The organism is Streptomyces sp. NPDC055506 (assembly GCF_053643595.1).
In genome coordinates this window covers 18,668-35,398 of the sequence record NZ_JBSHKH010000086.1, presented here as the reverse complement: position 1 = coordinate 35,398, position 16,731 = coordinate 18,668, and the positions used below count along the sequence as shown (strand labels likewise).

Below are 16,731 nucleotides of genomic sequence, written 5' to 3'. Positions count from 1 at the left end.
CTGTTGCTGCGGCGCGGCCTGCGCCTGCGCCGGGGCCGGGGCGGCGGGCGGGGCCTGCAGCGGCCCGGGCCCGGGGGCCGCCTCCGGCCCCGCCCCCACCGGCCCCGCGCCGCCGGCCCTGGCGGCCGTACGCCGCATTACTCGATGTCCAGTTCTTCGAACACGATGGTCACGGTCTCGGTGAGCGCCGACGCCTCGCCCGCCTTCACGGTGCTCGTGTCGATCTTGCTGCACCACGCGTTGCGCATGTTGTAGCGCTTCACCGGGTTGCTCTGGTAGTCCATCATGATGATGGACGCGTTCTTGCGGGCCGTGCTCATCTGGCCGGTGATCGACTGGTTGATCCACTCGGTGAACGCGGCCGACTGGGTCATACCGCGGACGACCGTGCAGGTCCCGTTCTTCTTCACGCCCGGCAGGTTCACGACCTTGTTCTGGCCGTTCTGGGTGTTCTGCTGGTACGTGATGACGTCCTGCTCCATGGACAGGCCGCTGACCTCGGCGAGGTACTCGACCATGACGCCGTCGATCTGCAGCCCGAAATTGTGTGAGGTGAGGGAGTCACCCGGCGAAAGGCTCATGTGCTGTTCGCAGTCCTTCTAGGGGGTCTTGGTGGATGGCGGGTGTGCGGCCGGGGCTACTCCTCCAGCTCCCCGCCGCCGCTGGAGAACTGGGCCAGCCTGAAGATCACGAACTCGGCGGGCTTCACCGGCGCGATGCCGATCTCGCAGACCACCCGGCCGACGTCGACCGACTCCGGCGGGTTCGTCTCCTCGTCGCACTTGACGTAGTACGCCTCTTCGGGGCGCTGGCCGAACAGGGCGCCGTCGCGCCACTCGTTGACCAGGAACGCCGAGATGTTGCGCCGGATCCGGGCCCACAGGTTGTGGTCGTTCGGCTCGAACACCACCCACTGGGTGCCGATCAGGATCGACTCCTCCAGGTAGTTGAAGTACCGGCGGATGTTGAGGTAGCGCCAGGCCGGGTCCGAGGAGAGGGTGCGGGCGCCCCAGACGCGGATGCCGCGGCCGGGGAAGGCGCGGATGCAGTTGACGCCGATCGGGTTGAGCAGGTCCTGCTCGCCGCGGGTGATCTGCAGTTCCAGGTCGACGGCGCCGCGGACGACCTCGTTGGCGGGGGCCTTGTGGACGCCGCGCTCGGAGTCGTTGCGGGCCCAGATGCCGGCGACGTGGCCGCTCGGCGGCACCAGCCGGGAGTGGCCGGTGGCCGGGTCGAAGGTCTTGATCCAGGGGTAGTAGAGGGCCGCGTACTTGGAGTCGTAGCCGGCGGTCTCCTGGCGCCAGACCCGGATCTGGCGGGCGTTCATGCCCGGTGGCGGGTCGATCACGGCGACCCGGTCGCCCATCAGCTCGCAGTGCGCGATCAGCCCGAGCTGGACCGCCTTGACGGCCTCCAGGTCGATCGCGCCGCGCTGGTAGGCGGCCATCAGGTCGGGGACGGCCACCATGGAGACCTCGTCCACGGCCTCCAGACCGCCGAAGCCGGTGCGGTCGGCGGAGTCGCCGAGGTACTGGGCCGGGCCCGGGTGCGCGGCGTCCGGGTGGTTGTCATAAGCGGCGGGAGGCGCGGGCGCCGGGGCCGCGAGGGCCACCGTCTGGTTGTCCGGGCGGGCCAGCTGCGCGGCCGGCGCGGCCTCGGTGACGGTGATGAGCTTGGAGCGCTCCTTGACCTGTGTGACGACGTAGTTGCGGCCGCCCTTCTTGGCGGTCACGTCGAACGTCTCGACCGGCTTGTCGCCGTCCTTGACGATCAGCTTGAACCGCTCGGCGGGGCCCTCGCCCTCGGGGTCCGCGACCTCGACGCTCAGATCGCCCTGCGCCACGGCGGTGACGGCGAAGGTGCCGAGCTGCTTCGGCTCGCCCGCGGGCAGCGCGGCCGGGGCGCTGCCGGAACGGCCGGTGACGGCGGCGGGGCCCTGGCCGGCCTCGGCGGGCGCGCCCTCGGAGGAGCCTCCCACGCGGACGACGTACGCGGCGGAACCGCCGTTGTTGAAGAAGCCGTAGACGGAGTGCGCGAGGTAGTACCCGTCGGTGAACTCACCGAAGGCCGCCACGTACTGCGTCCAGTTGGTCACCAGTGTCGGCTCGTTCAGCGGTCCGGTCGGCGCGAGTCCGACGAAGGCCGCCACCGACGTCCCCACCCCCTCGATCGGGCGCGAGCCGCTGGCCACCTCCTCGACGTAGACGCCGGGCGACAGGTAGGACGGCATGCTCTGCTCTCCTCGGGGTACGAGACACGAACAGCCCTCACCCTCGCGCGCGCCGGACCGGTGCGGGAACGGCCTCCGGTGCCGAAGCGGGGGCAATCCGGTTGCCCGCAAGGGCAGTTCCGAGGGCGCCGCGTGACGGCTCACGCGCCCAGGTCGTACTGACGGCGGCCGGCGCTCCGGCGCCCCGGCCCTGAGGGCCCCGCGGCGTGGCCCCTTCGGCCATCCCATCGTGCCCTTGGGCTTCCTGACGCGCCGTGGACACCCCGGCTAGCGTCGCGACGTGAGCCTGTGGACATCTCTGGAACCCGCCTCCGCGACCGTCGACCCGGGCAGCAGCACGCGCGTGCGCCTGCGCCTGCGCAACACCGGTGACGTCGTCGACGAGTACCGCTTCGAACCGGTCGGCCCCGTCGCCCCCTGGACGACGGTCGAGCCGGCGTCCCTGCGCCTCTACCCCGGCACGACCGGCACGGTGGAGCTGACGTTCGCGCCACCGCGTACGCCGGACGCCACGGCGGGCCCGAACCCGTACGCGGTGCGGATCACGCCGACCGAGCATCCCGAGGCGACGACCGTCCCCGAGGGCAACCTGACCATCACGCCCTTCACCGAGGTGCGGGCGGAGCTGGTGCCGCCCACGGTCAAGGGGCGGTTCCGGGGGCGGCCCCGGCTGGCCGTCGACAACGTGGGCAACACCAAGCTGACCGCGTCTCTGAGCGGCAGCGACAACGGCGACGAGCTGTCGTACGACATCCACCCGGCCAATGTGCAGATCGAGCCGGGCCGGGCGGCGTTCGTCAAGACCACGCTGAAGCCCAAGAACATCATCTGGTTCGGGTCGAAGGAGCAGCGGCCCTACACCCTGGCCGTGCAGCGGTCCGGCGCCACGGCGATGCCCGTGGAGGGGACGTTCGTGCAGCGCGGGTTCCTGCCGGGCTGGCTGGCGACCCTCTTCGGGATCCTGTTCGCCCTCGCGTTCACCTTCCTCATGCTGTGGCTCGCCTACAAGCCCTCGGTCACCACCAAGGCCGACGCGTCGCCCGTCGGCGCCGGCAGCACCCTCGAGCCGTCCCCGACACCGACCCCGTCCCTGACCTCGGCCCCGCCCCCGTCGCCGACGCCGCAGGAGTCGGAGGCCGGTGCGGGAGAGGGTGGCGGGGGCGGGGGCGGGGGTGGAGCCGCACCGCCGCCGCCCGCCAAGAAGAAGCCGAAGCCCGCGGTGCCGGCGATGAACGTCCTGCTGTACAACCCCACCACCAAGAAGTGCGCGGCCGCCCCGGAGAACAAGGCCGACGGGCCGGTCAAGCAGTTCACCTGCGACGAGACCGGGCAGGACAACCAGCGGTGGAACCTCGAGGTGAAGTACGGGAACAAGGGGCCCGGCGGTCACGCGCTCTTCCAGATCCGCAACGCCAAGGACCAGCTCTGCATGGACCTGCCGAACTTCGGGGCGGCGCCCGTGCCGTCCGGGATCACCGAGTACACCTGCGACGGGACCATGCAGGACAACCAACTGTGGTGGATCGACAAGCAGGAGAGCGGGGCCTACTGGATCCGCAACTACGCCAGCAACAGCAAGTGCCTGGACGTGTCCGGCTACAGCACCGGCGGTGACGGCAGCAACCTCACCCTGTTCCACTGCTCCAACACCGACGACCAGGAGTGGAAGATCGTCCAGCCCTCGGACGGCTGACGGCCAAGGCCGGCCGCTACCAGCTGCCTTCCCCCGGCACCAGGCGGCCGGCCTTGCGGTACTCACGGCGGGCGCCCTCCAGGAGGTCGTCCGCCGTGACCGTGTCCCCGCGCCCGGCAGCCAGATACGCGGCGGTCACCACCGCGCTGCGGATGGAACCGCCCGCCAGCTCGAAGCCGGAGGCCACCGCGTCCAGAGCGATGCCGTCCGTGCCGGGCACGTGCGCGAGGCTGTGCCGCCACAGGGCGAGGCGCTGACCGGCGTCCGGGAACGGGAAGTCGACGATCAGGTCCAGGCGCCGGGTGAACGCCTCGTCGATGTTGGCGCGCAGGTTGGTGGTGAGCAGGGCGATGCCGTCGAAGGACTCCAGCCGCTGGAGCAGGTAGGCGCTCTCCAGGTTGGCGTACCGGTCGTGCGCGTCCTTCACCTCGGACCGCTTGCCGAAGACGGCGTCGGCCTCGTCGAAGAGGAGCACCGCGTCGGTACGGTCGGCCTCGGTGAAGATGCGTTCCAGGTTCTTCTCGGTCTCGCCGACGTACTTGTCGACCACGGACGACAGCTGGACGACATAGAGATCGAGTCCGAGGTCGGCCGCGACGACCTCAGCGGAGAGCGTCTTGCCGGTGCCGGACTCGCCCGCGAACAGGCCGAGGACGCCCCGGCCCCGGCCGCCGCCCGCGCTGAGCCGCCAGTCGCCGAGGACCCGGTCGCGGTGGCGGGCGCGCAGGGCGAGTTCCCGCAGCTGGGTCAGTGGACCGTCGGGCAGGACGAGGTCCCGCCAGTCCACGTCGGGCCGGATCCGGCGGGCATGCTGCTCAAGCCCGGAGGCGGACTGCTGCCGGGCGGCGAGGCGCAGATGGGCGGGGGAGAGCGGGGTCCCGTCGAAGTCGGCGAGGCCCCGGGCCGCACGGGCGGCCCGGGTGATGTGGTCACCTGCGAGGTGATACGGGGCGACGGTGGCGGCCAGGTCGAAGCCGGCCTCCCCGCCGAGGGCGGCCGACCAGGCGTCCACCGCGCCCGCGCGCTGTGCGGGCGCCTCCAGGACGAGGGGGTCATGGTCGCACCACCGGGGGTCGTACGGGCGGGACCCGGTCACCAGCACAGGGACGTCGACCGCCGCTGCCAACTCCCGGAACAGCGCCGCCGGTTGCTCCGGCAGCCCCGTGACGACGACCGCACGGTCACTCAGCCGGGTCTCCCGCAGCAGCTCCGGGACGCGGTCCTCGGGCCCCGTGAAACGCACGGCCGCGACACCCGCGGCGCGCAGGGCGGCGGTGACACAGGGGAGCCCGTCGCCCTCGCGGCGCTCGCGCAGATACACGGTGAGCGGCGGACCGGAGACCAGCAGGGCGGCCAGCCGGTGGGCGATCCGCGCGGCCTCGTCGTCCGGGGCGGGGGCGGGTGCGCCGTGGTCGGGGTCTCGGGGGTTCGTGGCGGGGGCTGGTGTGTCCGGGTCGGGGTCTCGGGGGTTCGTGGCGGGGGCGGGTGCCCCGTGGCTGGGGTCCCGGGGGTTCGTGGCGGGGGTCGGTGTGTCCTGGTCGGGGTCCCGGAGGCCCGTGGCAAGGGCTGATGTGTCCTGGTCGGGGTCCCGGGGGTTCGTGGCAGGGGCGGGTCCGTCCTGGTCGGGGTCCCGGAGGTCTGCGCGGGGAGTGGGTGTGTCCTGGTCTCTTTCCCGGACGTCCGTACCGGGCTCCGGCGCGGGCAGTGGCTGTAGATGCCCGGCGAGTGACGCGTCAGGGGTGTCGTCGCCGAGGAGGTGGGCCACGAGGCGGTCCGGTACGCGCAGTGCGCGACTGAGGAACGGCCGGTCGGGGTCCTCCACGGTGAGCAGTCCGAGCGCGGACAGCGGGGCCGTGGGATGCAGCCGGGCCCGTCCCTCGGCCAGGTGGACGGGGATTCCGCACAGGTCGAGGGCGAGCGCGACGGTGGCCCGACGGCGGCTGACGTCGTCGTTGAGGTAGCCGTACAGCGGCTCGAAGCCGCGGTCCAGGTCGGGGGCGAGGGCGATGAGGAGCAGCGCGGTGTCGAGTTCGGTCAGGCGGAGCCGGGCGGAGAGGCGGGCCAGACGGTCATCGGGCTGCCCGCCGGGGCCGGGGGAGCCGAGCGGCAACGGCTCGGCCGGGCGCAGCAGATGCCGTACGGCCTCCTCCGACAGGTACAGGCCGCGCAGCGGGTCGCCTGCCGTGGGGTCGCCGGCGGACCGGTGCTCCACCAGCAGGGCGACCCGGTCCCGCAGCTCGGCGAGGCGGGAGAGGAGCGCGGTGGCGGGGGTGTCGATACCGGACGTCCGCGTGGTCATGTCGTGCGATCCAGTCCCCGGCCCCGGCGCGCGGTCCTGCGGGCCTCCCGGGCCTCTTCGGCCGCCGCCACCTGCCGTGCGCTGTGTGCGCGTTCCTCCGACCGCGGCTGTGTGTCGTCCACGGTGCGGACCCGGACCGCCACGCCCTCGGTGACGGGCGGACCCGCGTCGTACTCGGGGTAGGCCGGGAAGGGAGCGGTGATCACGAGGTCGAGGGACGGCTTGAGTTCGCCGCCGAGCGCGGACCAGATTTCCGCGAGGGAACGCGACTCGGTCTGGGTGCCGGCCACGGACATCGGGATCGTCATGCCCAACGCGCCCAGGGACCCGGGCAGTTCGGAGGCGGCGATCAACTCGCGCGGGATCAGCGTGGCCAGCACCGCCGACAGCAGCCGGTGTTCGTCCTGGGGCTGCTTCGTCCACGCCGTCACCAGGTACGACAGCCGGAACCAGCGGGGCGGCTGCCGGTGCTTGACGACGAAGTCCCGTTCGTCGTGGACCGGGACCTGGCCCCGCTGCCGGCGGGCGACGTCCTCCCGGATGTCGTACAGATAGGCGTTGATCGTGGGCGCGTTGCGGCGGGCGGCCCAGTCACGGGTCGGCGCGTCGAGGGCGACGTCGATGCCCGAACCGGCCAGTGCGCCGCTGCCGAGCAGGTTCTTGAGGACCTCGTCCACTTCGTGGATCACCGCTGTGCTCCCGCTTCCGCCCTGCCGTGCCGTGCTCGTCCCCGCGGGGTCACCTGCCGCCGATGTGCGGCCGACGGGCCGCCGTATCCGATCCTGCCCTCCGCCCCGCCACGGCCCGCAGGGTCGCCGGGGACGGCGGCGGGGCAGAAAGCGCTGCCCGTGGGGGCGACTTCGGATGCCCGTTCGGTCAGATGTAGCCTTCCCGCAGGGCATGGGCCACGGCGTGTGCCCGGTTACGCAGGTGCAGTCGGGTGGTCAGCCCGTGCATCACGTTCTTGACGGTGCGTTCGGAGTAGGACAGCTTGCTGGCGATCTCACCGGTGTCGAGTCCCTCGGACACCAGCCGCAGTACGTCCACCTCACGGGGTGTCATCCCCGAGGCCGGAGCGCCGGTACGGCCTGCGGCGCTGCGATGCAGGGTGCCCACCTGGTTGAACAGCCGGCCGAGCAGATCGGCGGGCAGGTCGCCGTCCCCTCGGGCCGCCGCGAGCACGGCCTGCACCAGCCGGGTCGCGGTGGCCTCCCGGCGCCACACGATGGCACCGACCCCGCACTCGATCACGTCGAGCAGCTCCGCCTCCCGCAGCGCGGACACCACGAGCACCGCCCGCGCGCCCTCGCTGCGCACCAGCCGGCGCAGCCGGGTCAGGCCCGTGTCGTCGAGGACGTCGTCGATGAGCAGGGCCACCGTGCCGGGGCCGGACCCGGTCTCGTCCCGCAGGTCGATCTCCGGGAACCGCCGCAGCTGGCTGAGCGCTCCCTCGCGCGTGATCGGGTCCGTGGCGTGCACCGCCACGGGGATCCGGGGCGCGGAATCGGCCGTGCCGGGGCGTGTGGTCCGCGATGAGCTGAGCAACCGTTTCCCCTATGTCCACGTACGCGCCACCTCTGTGGAGTCGGTGGCGGATGTGCACCCCTCACCCTTCTGGGGCGGACGGTCCGGTCGCAATCGTGGATCACCACGAGACGCACCACGAGATCGGCCCCGCGCCGACCACGAGACCGGCTCCGCACCGGACCACGAGAGCGGCCCCGCGCCGACCACGAGACCGGCCCGCGCGCCGACCACGAGAGCGGCCCGCGCGCCGACCACGAGATCGGCTCTGCACCGGACCACGAGATCGGCTCCGCACCGGACCACGAGACCGGCCCCCGCGCCGACCACGAGATCGCAGACCGCCGCACGGCAGCCGTGAGGTGACGACCCGTCCGGTTCCGCCGGGGCCGGAACTCGCCGCCGTGGCACTTGTCACGGCACCCGCCCCGGGCGCAGGCCGTCCTCGACGGGGAAAACGCCACGTCCGACCAGGGAGACAGGAATGCCCGATCCTCAGCTCGAGCAGTCGCGGCGTACGCAGCCGGCCGAACACCGGGAAGCCGCCGCCCTGCTGGCAGCCGGCCTGGCACGCGCCCGGTCCGGGACGGGCGGCCTCGTGCTGCTGCGCGGAGCCACCGGCACCGGCCGGACCAGCGTCCTGGAGGCGGCCGCCGAGGCCGCCGCCGCACAGGGCGTGCGGGTGCTGCGCGCCCGCTGCTCCCCGGACTGGGCGGCCGCGCCCTTCGCCGCCGTGCTCCAGCTCCTCGCACCCGTACCGGGCTCGGAGCGGACCGACCCGGCCGGCGACGAACGCGAGCAGGCCGCCCTGCTCCGGCACGCCCTGCGCTCGTACGCCGACGAGTCCCCGCTGCTGCTCGCCGTGGACGACGTCCACCTCGCCGACGGCCCCTCGTACCGCTGGCTGGTGGAGGCCGCCCGGCACGTGGACCGATTACCTCTGCCGATCCTGCTGGCCGTCACCGAACGCAGCCAGTACGACATCGATCCCCCTGCCCCGGGCTTCACCCACACCCTCTCTCCCGCCCTCGTCGACACCCACACCCTGTCCCCGCTCACCGCGGACTCGGCGACCGGCCTGGTGCGCGCGGAGCACCCGAACGCCCCCATGTCCTGGGTCGAGAGCTGCGTCCGGGCCGGTGCGGGCAGCCCCCTGCTGCTGAGGGCCCTCCTGGACGACCTCAGCGCCTCCGGTGGGTACGCGACCGACGCCCCGCTCCCGTACCCCGCCCTTCCCGAGACCTCCGCCGCCCTGTACCAGGGCTCCTACGTGGCCGCCGTGCAGTGGTGGCTGGACAGCGCAGGGTACGGCACCGCGGAGGTGGCCCGGGCTCTCGCCGTGCTCGAGGAGGGATGGGAACGGGCGGAGGGGGGAGGGGGCGAGGGCCAAGATCCGGCCGGTCTGCTCGGGGAGCTGGCAGGTGCCGATCCGGCCCGGGTGGCGGGCTGGCTCACCGCGATGACCGGGCTCGGCCCGCTGCGCCCGGGCCCGGACGGCCTGCCCCGCTACGCCCATCCGCTGCTGAGGGACGCCGTGCTCACCGGCGTCCCCGAGGCCCGGCGGCACGCGGTGCACCGGACCGCCGCCGAGGCGCTGCTGCAACGCGGCGCCCCCACCGAGGCGGTGGCACGGCACCTGCTGCGGTCCGGCCCCGTGGACGCCCCGTGGGCTCCGGCCGTGCTGCGGGACGCCGCCTCCCTCGCGCTGCGCGAAGACCGGTCCGACGACGCCGTCGCGTTCCTGCGCAGAGCCCTGCGGGAGCCGCTGCCCGACGACCACCGGCAGCGGGTGCTGACCGAGCTGGGCTCCCTGGAGTGCGCGGGCCGGGACTCCTCGGCCGGCATCCCCCGGCTCACCGAGGCCCTGGGGCTGCACGGCACACCGCAGGACCGGGTGCGGGCCGCCGTGGCCCTCGGCACCGCGCTGGCCGGACGCGGCCGGGCCCGCGCCGCCGTGGAGGTACTGCGCACGGTGGACGGCCAGCTCTCCGGACACCCCGACCTGGGCAGCGCCCTCCAGACCGCGTCCGCCCTGCTGTCCGACCAGGACCAGACGGTCCGCAGCGATGTGTACCGCTGCCTGTCCGAGACCGCCGAGCGTTCACCGGAACTCGTGGGCCCGGCGACCCGGGCGCTGCTCGTCCGGTACGCGGCGAGTGCCGCACTGGCTTCGGCGGGCGACGCGATGCGCCAGGTGCGCGCGCTGCTCGCCGAGCCGGCCCACCCGCTGACCGAGCCCTTCCTGCTGGGCACGTCCGCCGCCGTCGCCCAGTGGGCCGACGAACTCGACGAGGCCGACCGCCTCGTGGACCGGGGCCTGGCCGGACAGCGCCCCGACCTGCTGCACCCCATGCACGCGGCGCTGCTCAACACGCGGGCCGACATCGCCGCCGCGCGCGGCGAGTACACCCTGCTGCCCGCCGAGCCCCCCACCCACGGCCAGGGTCCCTCCAACGTGCACGCCACCACCCTGATCGCACTCGTGGAGACCGGCCGCACCGCTGAGGCCCGGCGGCTCGCGGACGGCTTCGACCTGCGCGAGGCGCCCGACAACTGGGAGCTGAACCGCTTCCTGTACGCGCGGGGCGTGCAGCGCGCCGACGCGGGCGACACGGCCGGGGCCCTGCTCGACTTCCTGGAGTGCGGCCGCCGCCAGACCGCCCGGGACGTGGTCAGCCCGGTCGTCACCCCGTGGCGCTCCGCCGCCGCCGAATGCCGGCTGGCCCTCGGCAGCCCCCAGGAGGCGCTCGCCCTGGCCGAGGAGGAGTTGCGCCTGGCCCGGGTGTGGGGCACGCCCCGCACCGTCGGCCGCGCCCTGAGGGTGCTCGGCACGGTCACCGGCGGCCGCCGGGGCCTGCGCCTGGCCGAGGAGGCCGTGGCCCTCCTCGCGGACGCGCCGGCCGCCACGGAGGGGGAGCTGGTGGCCGCGCTCCTCGCGCAGGGTCGGCAGCTGACCGCCGCCGGCGAACGCGCCCGCGCCCGGGACTGTCTGCGGACCGCCGCGGAACGCGCCGAACGTCTGGGCGCGGTGCGGCTGCGGACCCTGGCGGAGAAGGCCCTGCGTGAAGGCGGGGCCCGCCGGGCCGCCACCGCCCGCACCGGCTCCGGCGCCCTCACCGGAAGCGAGCTGCGCATCGCCCGGCTGGCGGCCGACGGCCGGACGAACGCCGAGATCGCCGGTCTCCTCCACCTGGCCCGGCGCACCGTGGAGACCCATCTGACCAGCACGTACAAGAAGCTGGGCATCCGGCGCAGGGGTGAGCTGGGACAGGCGCTGAGCGGGGACTGACCCCTCGAGAAGAAGGTCCCGGTGCCGGGACGCGGTGCCAAAAAGTGTTATCGCCCCGCCCTTCACGCCGTCTCCACCTTGTGATCCCCGACATAGCGAGGACCCCGGGACCGCCTGAGAGGGTGCGTGCGGAACATCAGTGATCCGGACATCAGTGATCCCAGGCGTCGAGAGGCCACCGTGGACAGTCAGCACTGGCGCGCCACCGTCACGGCGGCGCAGGACGGCGACCGGCGGGCGCTGGACGAGCTGGTAGCGGGCTGGCTGCCGCTGGTCTACAACATCGTGGGCCGGGCCCTGAACGGCCACGCCGACGTCGACGACGTCGTCCAGGAGACCATGCTGCGCGCGGTCGGCAACCTCGGCTCCCTGCGCGACCCGGACAGCTTCCGGTCCTGGCTGGTGGCCATCGCCATGCGGCAGATACGGGACCGCGCGCGCCGCAGGACCCCGGACCGGCTGGAGGAGACGGAGTCCTCCGACTTCGCCGAACTGACCGTGCTGCGGCTCCAGTTGGACGGCCAGCGGCGCGAGGTCGCCGAGGCGGCGCGCTGGCTCGACGACGAGGACCGGCAACTGCTGTCGCTGTGGTGGCTGGAGGTCGCGGGCGAACTGACCCGGCGCGAACTGGCCGCAGCCGTCGGCATCACCCGGCAGCACGCCGCCGTGCGCGTCCAGCGGATGAAGGAGCGCCTGGAGACCTCGCGCGGCATCGTCCGCGCCCTCGACGGCGCCTGCGCCGACCTGCGCGAGCTGACCGGCCGCTGGAACGGCCGGCCGGACTCGGTGTGGCGCAAACGCCTGGCCCGGCACATCCGCGGCTGCGGCTACTGCGGCGGCACCCGCGAGTCCGTCGTACCGGCGGAACGCCTCCTGGTAGGCATCGCGCTCGTGCCGCTGCCCGTCGGGTTCACCCTGTCGCTCGCCTTCGGCGGCAAGACGGCCGTGGCAGTCGGCTCGGCCGGCTCGGTCGGCTGGTCGGCCAAGCTGCTCGGCGCCCTCACCAAGCCGGCCGTCGCGATGACCGCCGGCGCGACCATCGTCGCGGGCGGCGCCTACGTCGTCACCCAGCCGCCGGACGCCCCGCCGCCCCGGGCCGCGGTCACCCCCACGGCGACGGCCACCCCCTCCGGACCCGAGCCCCCGCCGTCCTCCGCCCCGCCCGCCCCGAAGCCCTCGCCGACGAAGAAGGCCGACCTCTACGGCACGGTCGTCGACGCCGTCGACCGCGCCCCCGACCCGAACGCCAGGCCCGCCGCCCTGCCGCGCCGCCCCGAGCCCGGCATCACCAGCACCGGCGGCCCCAAGGCCGTCATGCAGCACCGGGGCGACAGCGTGACGCTGAGCGGCCGGGGCTATGTCCTGGTCCGCTGGCAGATCTCGCCCAAGTCCCGGCCCGGCGCGCTGGTCATGCCCTCCTGGACCGGCCTGAAGGGCAAGCTCTTCCACGTGGCCTCCGGCGGCTGGCGCCGGATGGACGACCCGCTGCCCGGCGCCCCGGACGGCTACGCCACCGGCATGGGAGGGCCCGCCATCGGATACGCCGAACTGCCCTCGGGCACCCAGCAGATGTGGCAGAACGAGTACTTCTACGTCGACGGCAGCGTCACCCTCACCCAGAACGAACGGGGCTGCGACTACGGCCTGACCGTCTTCCCGTCGAACCGGCAGGCCGTCGAGGAGGACATCAACGCGGGCCCCGCCCAGGGCGCCATCCGCTACGGCCTCGTCCGCGACACCGGCACGGACAGCGCGCCGGTGCCGCAGTACGTCACCCGCCGGGCCCCGGCCGATCCGGCGACGGTGCCGCAGCGCTCGCGCGTGTAGCGCACAGCACGTCGACGCGGTTGGTGGTGATCGAGTCCACCCCGGCGTCCAGGAGCCGTCGCATGGAGCGGCGGGTGTCGGGCGTCCACACGGACAGCAGATACCCGTCGCGGCGCACCCGCTCGGCGAGGGCCCGGTCCACCAGGGAGAAACGGTAGTTGAGCCAGCGCGGACGGATCGCCTCCAGCAGGACCGGCCGGGGCGGGGCCAAGGTCGTCCAGGTGAGGGCGATCTCCGCGTCCGGGTCCGCCGCGCGCACGGCGAGCATGGCGTCGGCGCCCGCGCAGTAGTACACGCGGTCCGCCGCCCCCGCCTCCCGTACGGCGTCCATGACCCGGCGCACCGCCGGCACACCGGGCGAGCCGGGCAGGTCGATCATCACCCGGTGCCCGTCGGTCGCAGCCAGCGCCTCCGGCAGGGACGGCACCCCGCCGCCGGTCAGCCCGCGCACCTCCTCCCAGGACAGCGCGCGCACCGGCCGCTCGTGCTCCCAGAGCCGCTGCAGCGTGTCGTCGTGCAGCAGCACCGGCACACCGTCCCGGGTCAGGCGTACGTCGATCTCCACCGCGTCCGCGCCCCGTCGCAGCGCGGAACGCAGCGAGGCGACGGTGTTCTCGCGGTGCCGGTAGGGGTCGCCCCGGTGGCCGACGGCGAGGGGAACGGACGTCACCGGTCGAGCCACCCCGCGGTGTACGTGTCGATCTCGCCCTTGATCCGGGCCTTGCCCGCCGCGTCAAGGAAGGACACCTCGACGGCGTCCTTCGCCAGCTCGGCCACGCCCCGCTCGTCGAGACCGAGCAGCCGGGCGGCCACCGCGTACTCGTTGTCGAGGTCGGTGCCGAACATCGGCGGGTCGTCGGAGTTGATCGTGACGACGACCCCGGCGTCGACGAACTCCTTTATCGGGTGCTCCTCGAGGGTGCGGACCGCGCGCGTGGCGATGTTGGAGGTCGGGCACACCTCCAGCGGGATCCGGTGCTCGGCGAGGTGCGCGAGGAGCTTCGGGTCCTGTGCGGAGCTGGTGCCGTGGCCGATGCGCTCGGCCCCCAGCTGCGTGAGGGCGTCCCACACCGTCTCCGGGCCGGTGGTCTCGCCCGCGTGCGGTACGGAGTGCAGCCCGGCCGCGATCGCCCGGTCGAAGTACGGCTTGAACTGCGGACGCGGCACACCGACTTCGGGCCCGCCCAGGCCGAAGGAGACCAGGCCCTCCGGGCGCAGCCGGTCGTCGGTGGCGAGCCGGGCCGTCTCCTCGGCGGCCTCCAGACCCGCCTCGCCGGGGATGTCGAAGCACCAGCGCAGCACGGTCCCGAACTCGGCCTCGGCGGCCTTGCGGGCGTCCTCGATCGCGTCCATGAAGGCACGCTCGTCGATGCCGCGCCGGGTGGAGGAGAACGGCGTGATGGTCAGCTCGGCGTAACGCACCTGCTGCCGGGCCAGGTCACGGGCCACCTCGTAGGTGAGCAGCCGGACGTCCTCCGGGGTGCGGATCAGATCGACGACCGACAGGTACACCTCGATGAAGTGGGCGAAGTCGGTGAAGGTGAAGTAGTCGACCAGGGCGGCGGGGTCGGCCGGCACCTTGGAGTCGGGATGCCGGGCGGCCAGCTCGGACACGATCCGGGGGGAGGCGGAGCCCACGTGGTGCACATGCAGTTCGGCCTTGGGCAGTTCCGCGATGAACGCCGCGAGGTCGCGCGGGGCGTGCGGGTCTACGAGGTGCTGGGTCAAGAGTTCCTCCCCGGAACGGCGCCCCGGCCGGCGCGGGGCGGGCGGGGGCGCGGGTGATCGGCTGATCGATAACTCGGATTCATCGTATGCGGTGGGTGCATCGCCCTTCTTTTTCAGGGGCGCGGGGAACTGCGCGAGCAACCCCCACGCACCCGCACGACGGCACGCACCGAACCGCCCCGTAGCATGACGGCACGAACGATCCCGGGGGGATACAAGATGACGGACGCGACGCAACCTGACGGCAACAGCCACGACCCGTGGGCGCCTCCGGAGCACAAGACCTCACTCGACAAGAACCAGGCGCCACCGCCACCGTCCGTGCACGACCAGGCCACGGTCACCTCGATGCCCAACGCCGGCTTCACCCCGCCCACCGGCACGCCCCAGTACGACAGCACCGGCTCCGGCCCCACGGTCCCGCCCCCGCCGGCGGCGCCCGGCGGCTACGGCTACCCCGGCTACCCCCAGGCGGGCTCCGGCTACCCGCAAAGCGGCGGCTACGGCTGGCCCGGCATGCCCATGGCCCCCCAGAACGGCATGGGTATCGCCGCGATGGTGCTCGGCATCGTCTCCTGCACCCTCTTCTGCCTGTACGGCGTGGTCTCCCTCGTCACCGGCATCCTCGCCGTCGTCTTCGGCATCAAGGGCCGCAAGCGCGCCGAGGCGGGAGTCGCCACCAACCACGGCCAGGCCCAGGCGGGTCTGATCATGGGCATCATCGGGATCATCCTCGGCATCACGGTGATCGTCCTGATCGCCGTCGGCATCACGGCCGCGATCAACAGCGACAGCTCGTCCGACGACGACCCGTACTACGGCGCCCGCGGCCCGGTGGCCACCGCCCCGTCCCACCACTGAAACACCCGTCCTCCTCGGCGGACTTGGCCACTACGATGCCTTGGTCTGACAACGAGGGGAGAACGTCCATGTCCAACACCAACCCCACCCCCGGTGGGTTCGGTCCGCCGTCCCAGCCGCCGCAGCCCCCGCAGCAGCCGGCCCCCGGCTACGGCTATCCGCAGCAGTCCGGACCGGGCTACGGCTACCCCCAGGGCAGCCCCGGCTACCCGGCCGCGCCGCCCGTCGGCTATCCGCAGGCGCCCGGCTACGCGATGCCCGCGCAGCCGAGCAACGGCATGGGAACCACCGGACTGGTGCTGGGCATCATCGGCGTGGTGTGCAGCCTGACCTTCTTCCTGTGGTTCTTCGGCGTGATCCTGGGCATCCTGGGCATCATCTTCGGCGCCATCGGCCGAGGCAGGGCAACCCGCGGCGAGGCCACCAACAAGGGCGCGGCGACCGCCGGCCTGGTCTGCGGCATCATCGCGACCGTGATCCTGCCGCTGCTGGGGTTCCTGCTCTTCGCCAGCATCATGGGCGGGCTCGGCGCGGCCGGCTGAAGCGGCCGCTCAGAGGGGGCCGGTCCCATGGGCCGGCCCCTCACTCATGCCCCCAGCCATGTGCCCTCGGGCATGCCCCCGCTCATGCCCTCAGTGATGTCCGCGGCGATGGCCTCGCTCAAGCCCCGCGCAGCCGCTCCCGCGCAGCCATGAGCGCGAACCCCAGCAGGTTCGGCCCCCGCCACCGCTCCGGATCCGACGCCGCCTCGTCGTCCGCGGCCAGCCCGATGCCCCACACCCGGTCCACGGGGCTGGCCTCGACCAGCACCCTGCCGCCCGTGTTCAGCAGGAACTCCCGCAGCCGGGGATGCGCGGCGAACTTGTGGACGCTGCCGTCCACGACGATCCGGAACCGCTCCCGCTCCCATATCGCCTCGTCGAAACCGCGCACGAGCCGCCCGGCCTTCTTCGCCTCGGCGGGATGCCCGGCGGCCAGCGCGGCACGCTCCGCGGCCGCGTCCCCGAACAGCCGGGCCTTGCCCGCCATCATCCAGTGCTCTGCCGTCGCGTACTCCACGCCGGCCACCGTGAACGGCGCCGGCCACCACTGGCTCAGACAGCTCGGTCCGATCCGGCCCTCCGGCAGCGGCCGGTGCCCCCAGAAGTGCAGATACTTGATCCTCGCCCCTTCCCGGGACGCCCTGATCAGGGCCTCCCGGGAAAAGACCGCCCCCGTGATCTTCTCCATGCACCCGAGTCTGGCACGCACCACTGACACACCGTCCTGCCTTTTCGCGG

The 16,731-nt window shown here is 73.4% G+C and carries 13 protein-coding genes; 5 read left to right on the top strand and 8 right to left on the bottom strand.

Features of this window, described 5'->3' with window-relative positions; all coding sequences use genetic code 11:
- Positions 1-137: 137 nt before the first annotated feature.
- The gene (locus ACWIF2_RS27555; RefSeq protein WP_189728071.1) at positions 138-581 is read right to left on the bottom strand and encodes a phage tail protein; all 444 of its coding nucleotides are present in this window, start codon (positions 579-581) and stop codon (positions 138-140) included.
- Between the two features lie 56 nt (positions 582-637).
- The gene (locus ACWIF2_RS27550) at positions 638-2,230 is read right to left on the bottom strand and encodes a phage tail sheath subtilisin-like domain-containing protein (protein WP_454363428.1); all 1,593 of its coding nucleotides are present in this window, start codon (positions 2,228-2,230) and stop codon (positions 638-640) included.
- Positions 2,231-2,510: 280 nt separating this feature from the next.
- Here ACWIF2_RS27550 and ACWIF2_RS27545 point away from each other — a divergent pair, with 280 nt between their 5' ends.
- Positions 2,511-3,923 (top strand): RICIN domain-containing protein, encoded by a 1,413-nt coding sequence (locus ACWIF2_RS27545; RefSeq protein WP_454363426.1) that lies wholly within the window; start codon positions 2,511-2,513, stop codon positions 3,921-3,923.
- Positions 3,924-3,939: 16 nt separating this feature from the next.
- Here ACWIF2_RS27545 and ACWIF2_RS27540 read toward each other — a convergent pair whose 3' ends face one another.
- From ACWIF2_RS27540 to ACWIF2_RS27530, 3 genes are all read right to left on the bottom strand, one after another.
- Positions 3,940-6,222 (bottom strand): AAA family ATPase, encoded by a 2,283-nt coding sequence (locus tag ACWIF2_RS27540; protein WP_454363424.1) that lies wholly within the window; start codon positions 6,220-6,222, stop codon positions 3,940-3,942.
- Positions 6,219-6,911: a DUF4255 domain-containing protein gene (locus ACWIF2_RS27535; RefSeq protein ID WP_454363422.1), complete on the bottom strand. Its 693-nt coding sequence runs from the start codon at positions 6,909-6,911 to the stop codon at positions 6,219-6,221. The genes ACWIF2_RS27540 and ACWIF2_RS27535 overlap by 4 nt, the downstream gene beginning before the upstream one ends.
- A gap of 187 nt (positions 6,912-7,098) precedes the next feature.
- Positions 7,099-7,767 carry a helix-turn-helix transcriptional regulator gene (locus ACWIF2_RS27530; protein WP_454363420.1) on the bottom strand — a complete coding sequence of 223 codons (669 nt, stop codon included), beginning with the start codon at positions 7,765-7,767 and terminating at the stop codon, positions 7,099-7,101.
- A gap of 463 nt (positions 7,768-8,230) precedes the next feature.
- Between ACWIF2_RS27530 and ACWIF2_RS27525 the strand changes: the two genes are divergently transcribed.
- Together ACWIF2_RS27525 and ACWIF2_RS27520 are read left to right on the top strand one after the other, a co-directional pair.
- The gene (locus ACWIF2_RS27525) at positions 8,231-11,035 is read left to right on the top strand and encodes an AAA family ATPase (RefSeq protein WP_454363418.1); all 2,805 of its coding nucleotides are present in this window, start codon (positions 8,231-8,233) and stop codon (positions 11,033-11,035) included.
- Positions 11,036-11,215: 180 nt separating this feature from the next.
- Positions 11,216-12,862, top strand: coding sequence for an RNA polymerase sigma factor (locus tag ACWIF2_RS27520; protein ID WP_454363416.1), 1,647 nt, complete (start codon positions 11,216-11,218; stop codon positions 12,860-12,862).
- On the opposite strand, the gene ACWIF2_RS27515 is transcribed toward ACWIF2_RS27520, so the two are convergent.
- A complete protein-coding gene (locus tag ACWIF2_RS27515) occupies positions 12,807-13,532 on the bottom strand; it encodes a glycerophosphodiester phosphodiesterase (RefSeq protein ID WP_454363414.1) in 726 nt (241 codons plus the stop codon). The two genes, ACWIF2_RS27520 and ACWIF2_RS27515, sit on opposite strands and share 56 nt — an antisense overlap.
- On the bottom strand, positions 13,529-14,590 hold the full coding sequence (locus ACWIF2_RS27510; RefSeq protein ID WP_454363413.1) for an adenosine deaminase: 1,062 nt from the start codon (positions 14,588-14,590) through the stop codon (positions 13,529-13,531). Before ACWIF2_RS27510 ends, ACWIF2_RS27515 begins: the two co-directional genes overlap by 4 nt.
- 219 nt (positions 14,591-14,809) lie before the next feature.
- On the opposite strand from ACWIF2_RS27510, the gene ACWIF2_RS27505 reads away from it, so the two are divergent.
- Both ACWIF2_RS27505 and ACWIF2_RS27500 read left to right on the top strand, forming a co-directional pair.
- Entirely contained in the window at positions 14,810-15,451 is a 642-nt protein-coding gene (locus tag ACWIF2_RS27505; protein ID WP_454363411.1) for a DUF4190 domain-containing protein, read from the top strand.
- Between the two features lie 68 nt (positions 15,452-15,519).
- Entirely contained in the window at positions 15,520-15,993 is a 474-nt protein-coding gene (locus ACWIF2_RS27500; protein ID WP_454363409.1) for a DUF4190 domain-containing protein, read from the top strand.
- A 118-nt stretch (positions 15,994-16,111) separates the two neighbouring features.
- On the opposite strand, the gene ACWIF2_RS27495 is transcribed toward ACWIF2_RS27500, so the two are convergent.
- Positions 16,112-16,681, bottom strand: a complete 570-nt coding sequence (locus ACWIF2_RS27495; protein WP_454363407.1) for an NADAR family protein — start codon at positions 16,679-16,681, stop codon at positions 16,112-16,114.
- Between the last annotated feature and the right edge of the window lie 50 nt (positions 16,682-16,731).

What these genes read in the sequence shown, in the direction of transcription:
- ACWIF2_RS27555 (WP_189728071.1), bottom strand. Translation starts at nt 581, where the DNA reads ATGAGCCTTTCGCCGGGTGACTCCCTCACCTCACACAATTTCGGGCTG.
- ACWIF2_RS27550 (WP_454363428.1), bottom strand. Translation starts at nt 2,230, where the DNA reads ATGCCGTCCTACCTGTCGCCCGGCGTCTACGTCGAGGAGGTGGCCAGC.
- ACWIF2_RS27540 (WP_454363424.1), bottom strand. Translation starts at nt 6,222, where the DNA reads ATGACCACGCGGACGTCCGGTATCGACACCCCCGCCACCGCGCTCCTC.
- ACWIF2_RS27525 (WP_454363418.1), top strand. Translation starts at nt 8,231, where the DNA reads ATGCCCGATCCTCAGCTCGAGCAGTCGCGGCGTACGCAGCCGGCCGAA.
- ACWIF2_RS27505 (WP_454363411.1), top strand. Translation starts at nt 14,810, where the DNA reads ATGACGGACGCGACGCAACCTGACGGCAACAGCCACGACCCGTGGGCG.
- ACWIF2_RS27500 (WP_454363409.1), top strand. Translation starts at nt 15,520, where the DNA reads ATGTCCAACACCAACCCCACCCCCGGTGGGTTCGGTCCGCCGTCCCAG.
- ACWIF2_RS27495 (WP_454363407.1), bottom strand. Translation starts at nt 16,681, where the DNA reads ATGGAGAAGATCACGGGGGCGGTCTTTTCCCGGGAGGCCCTGATCAGG.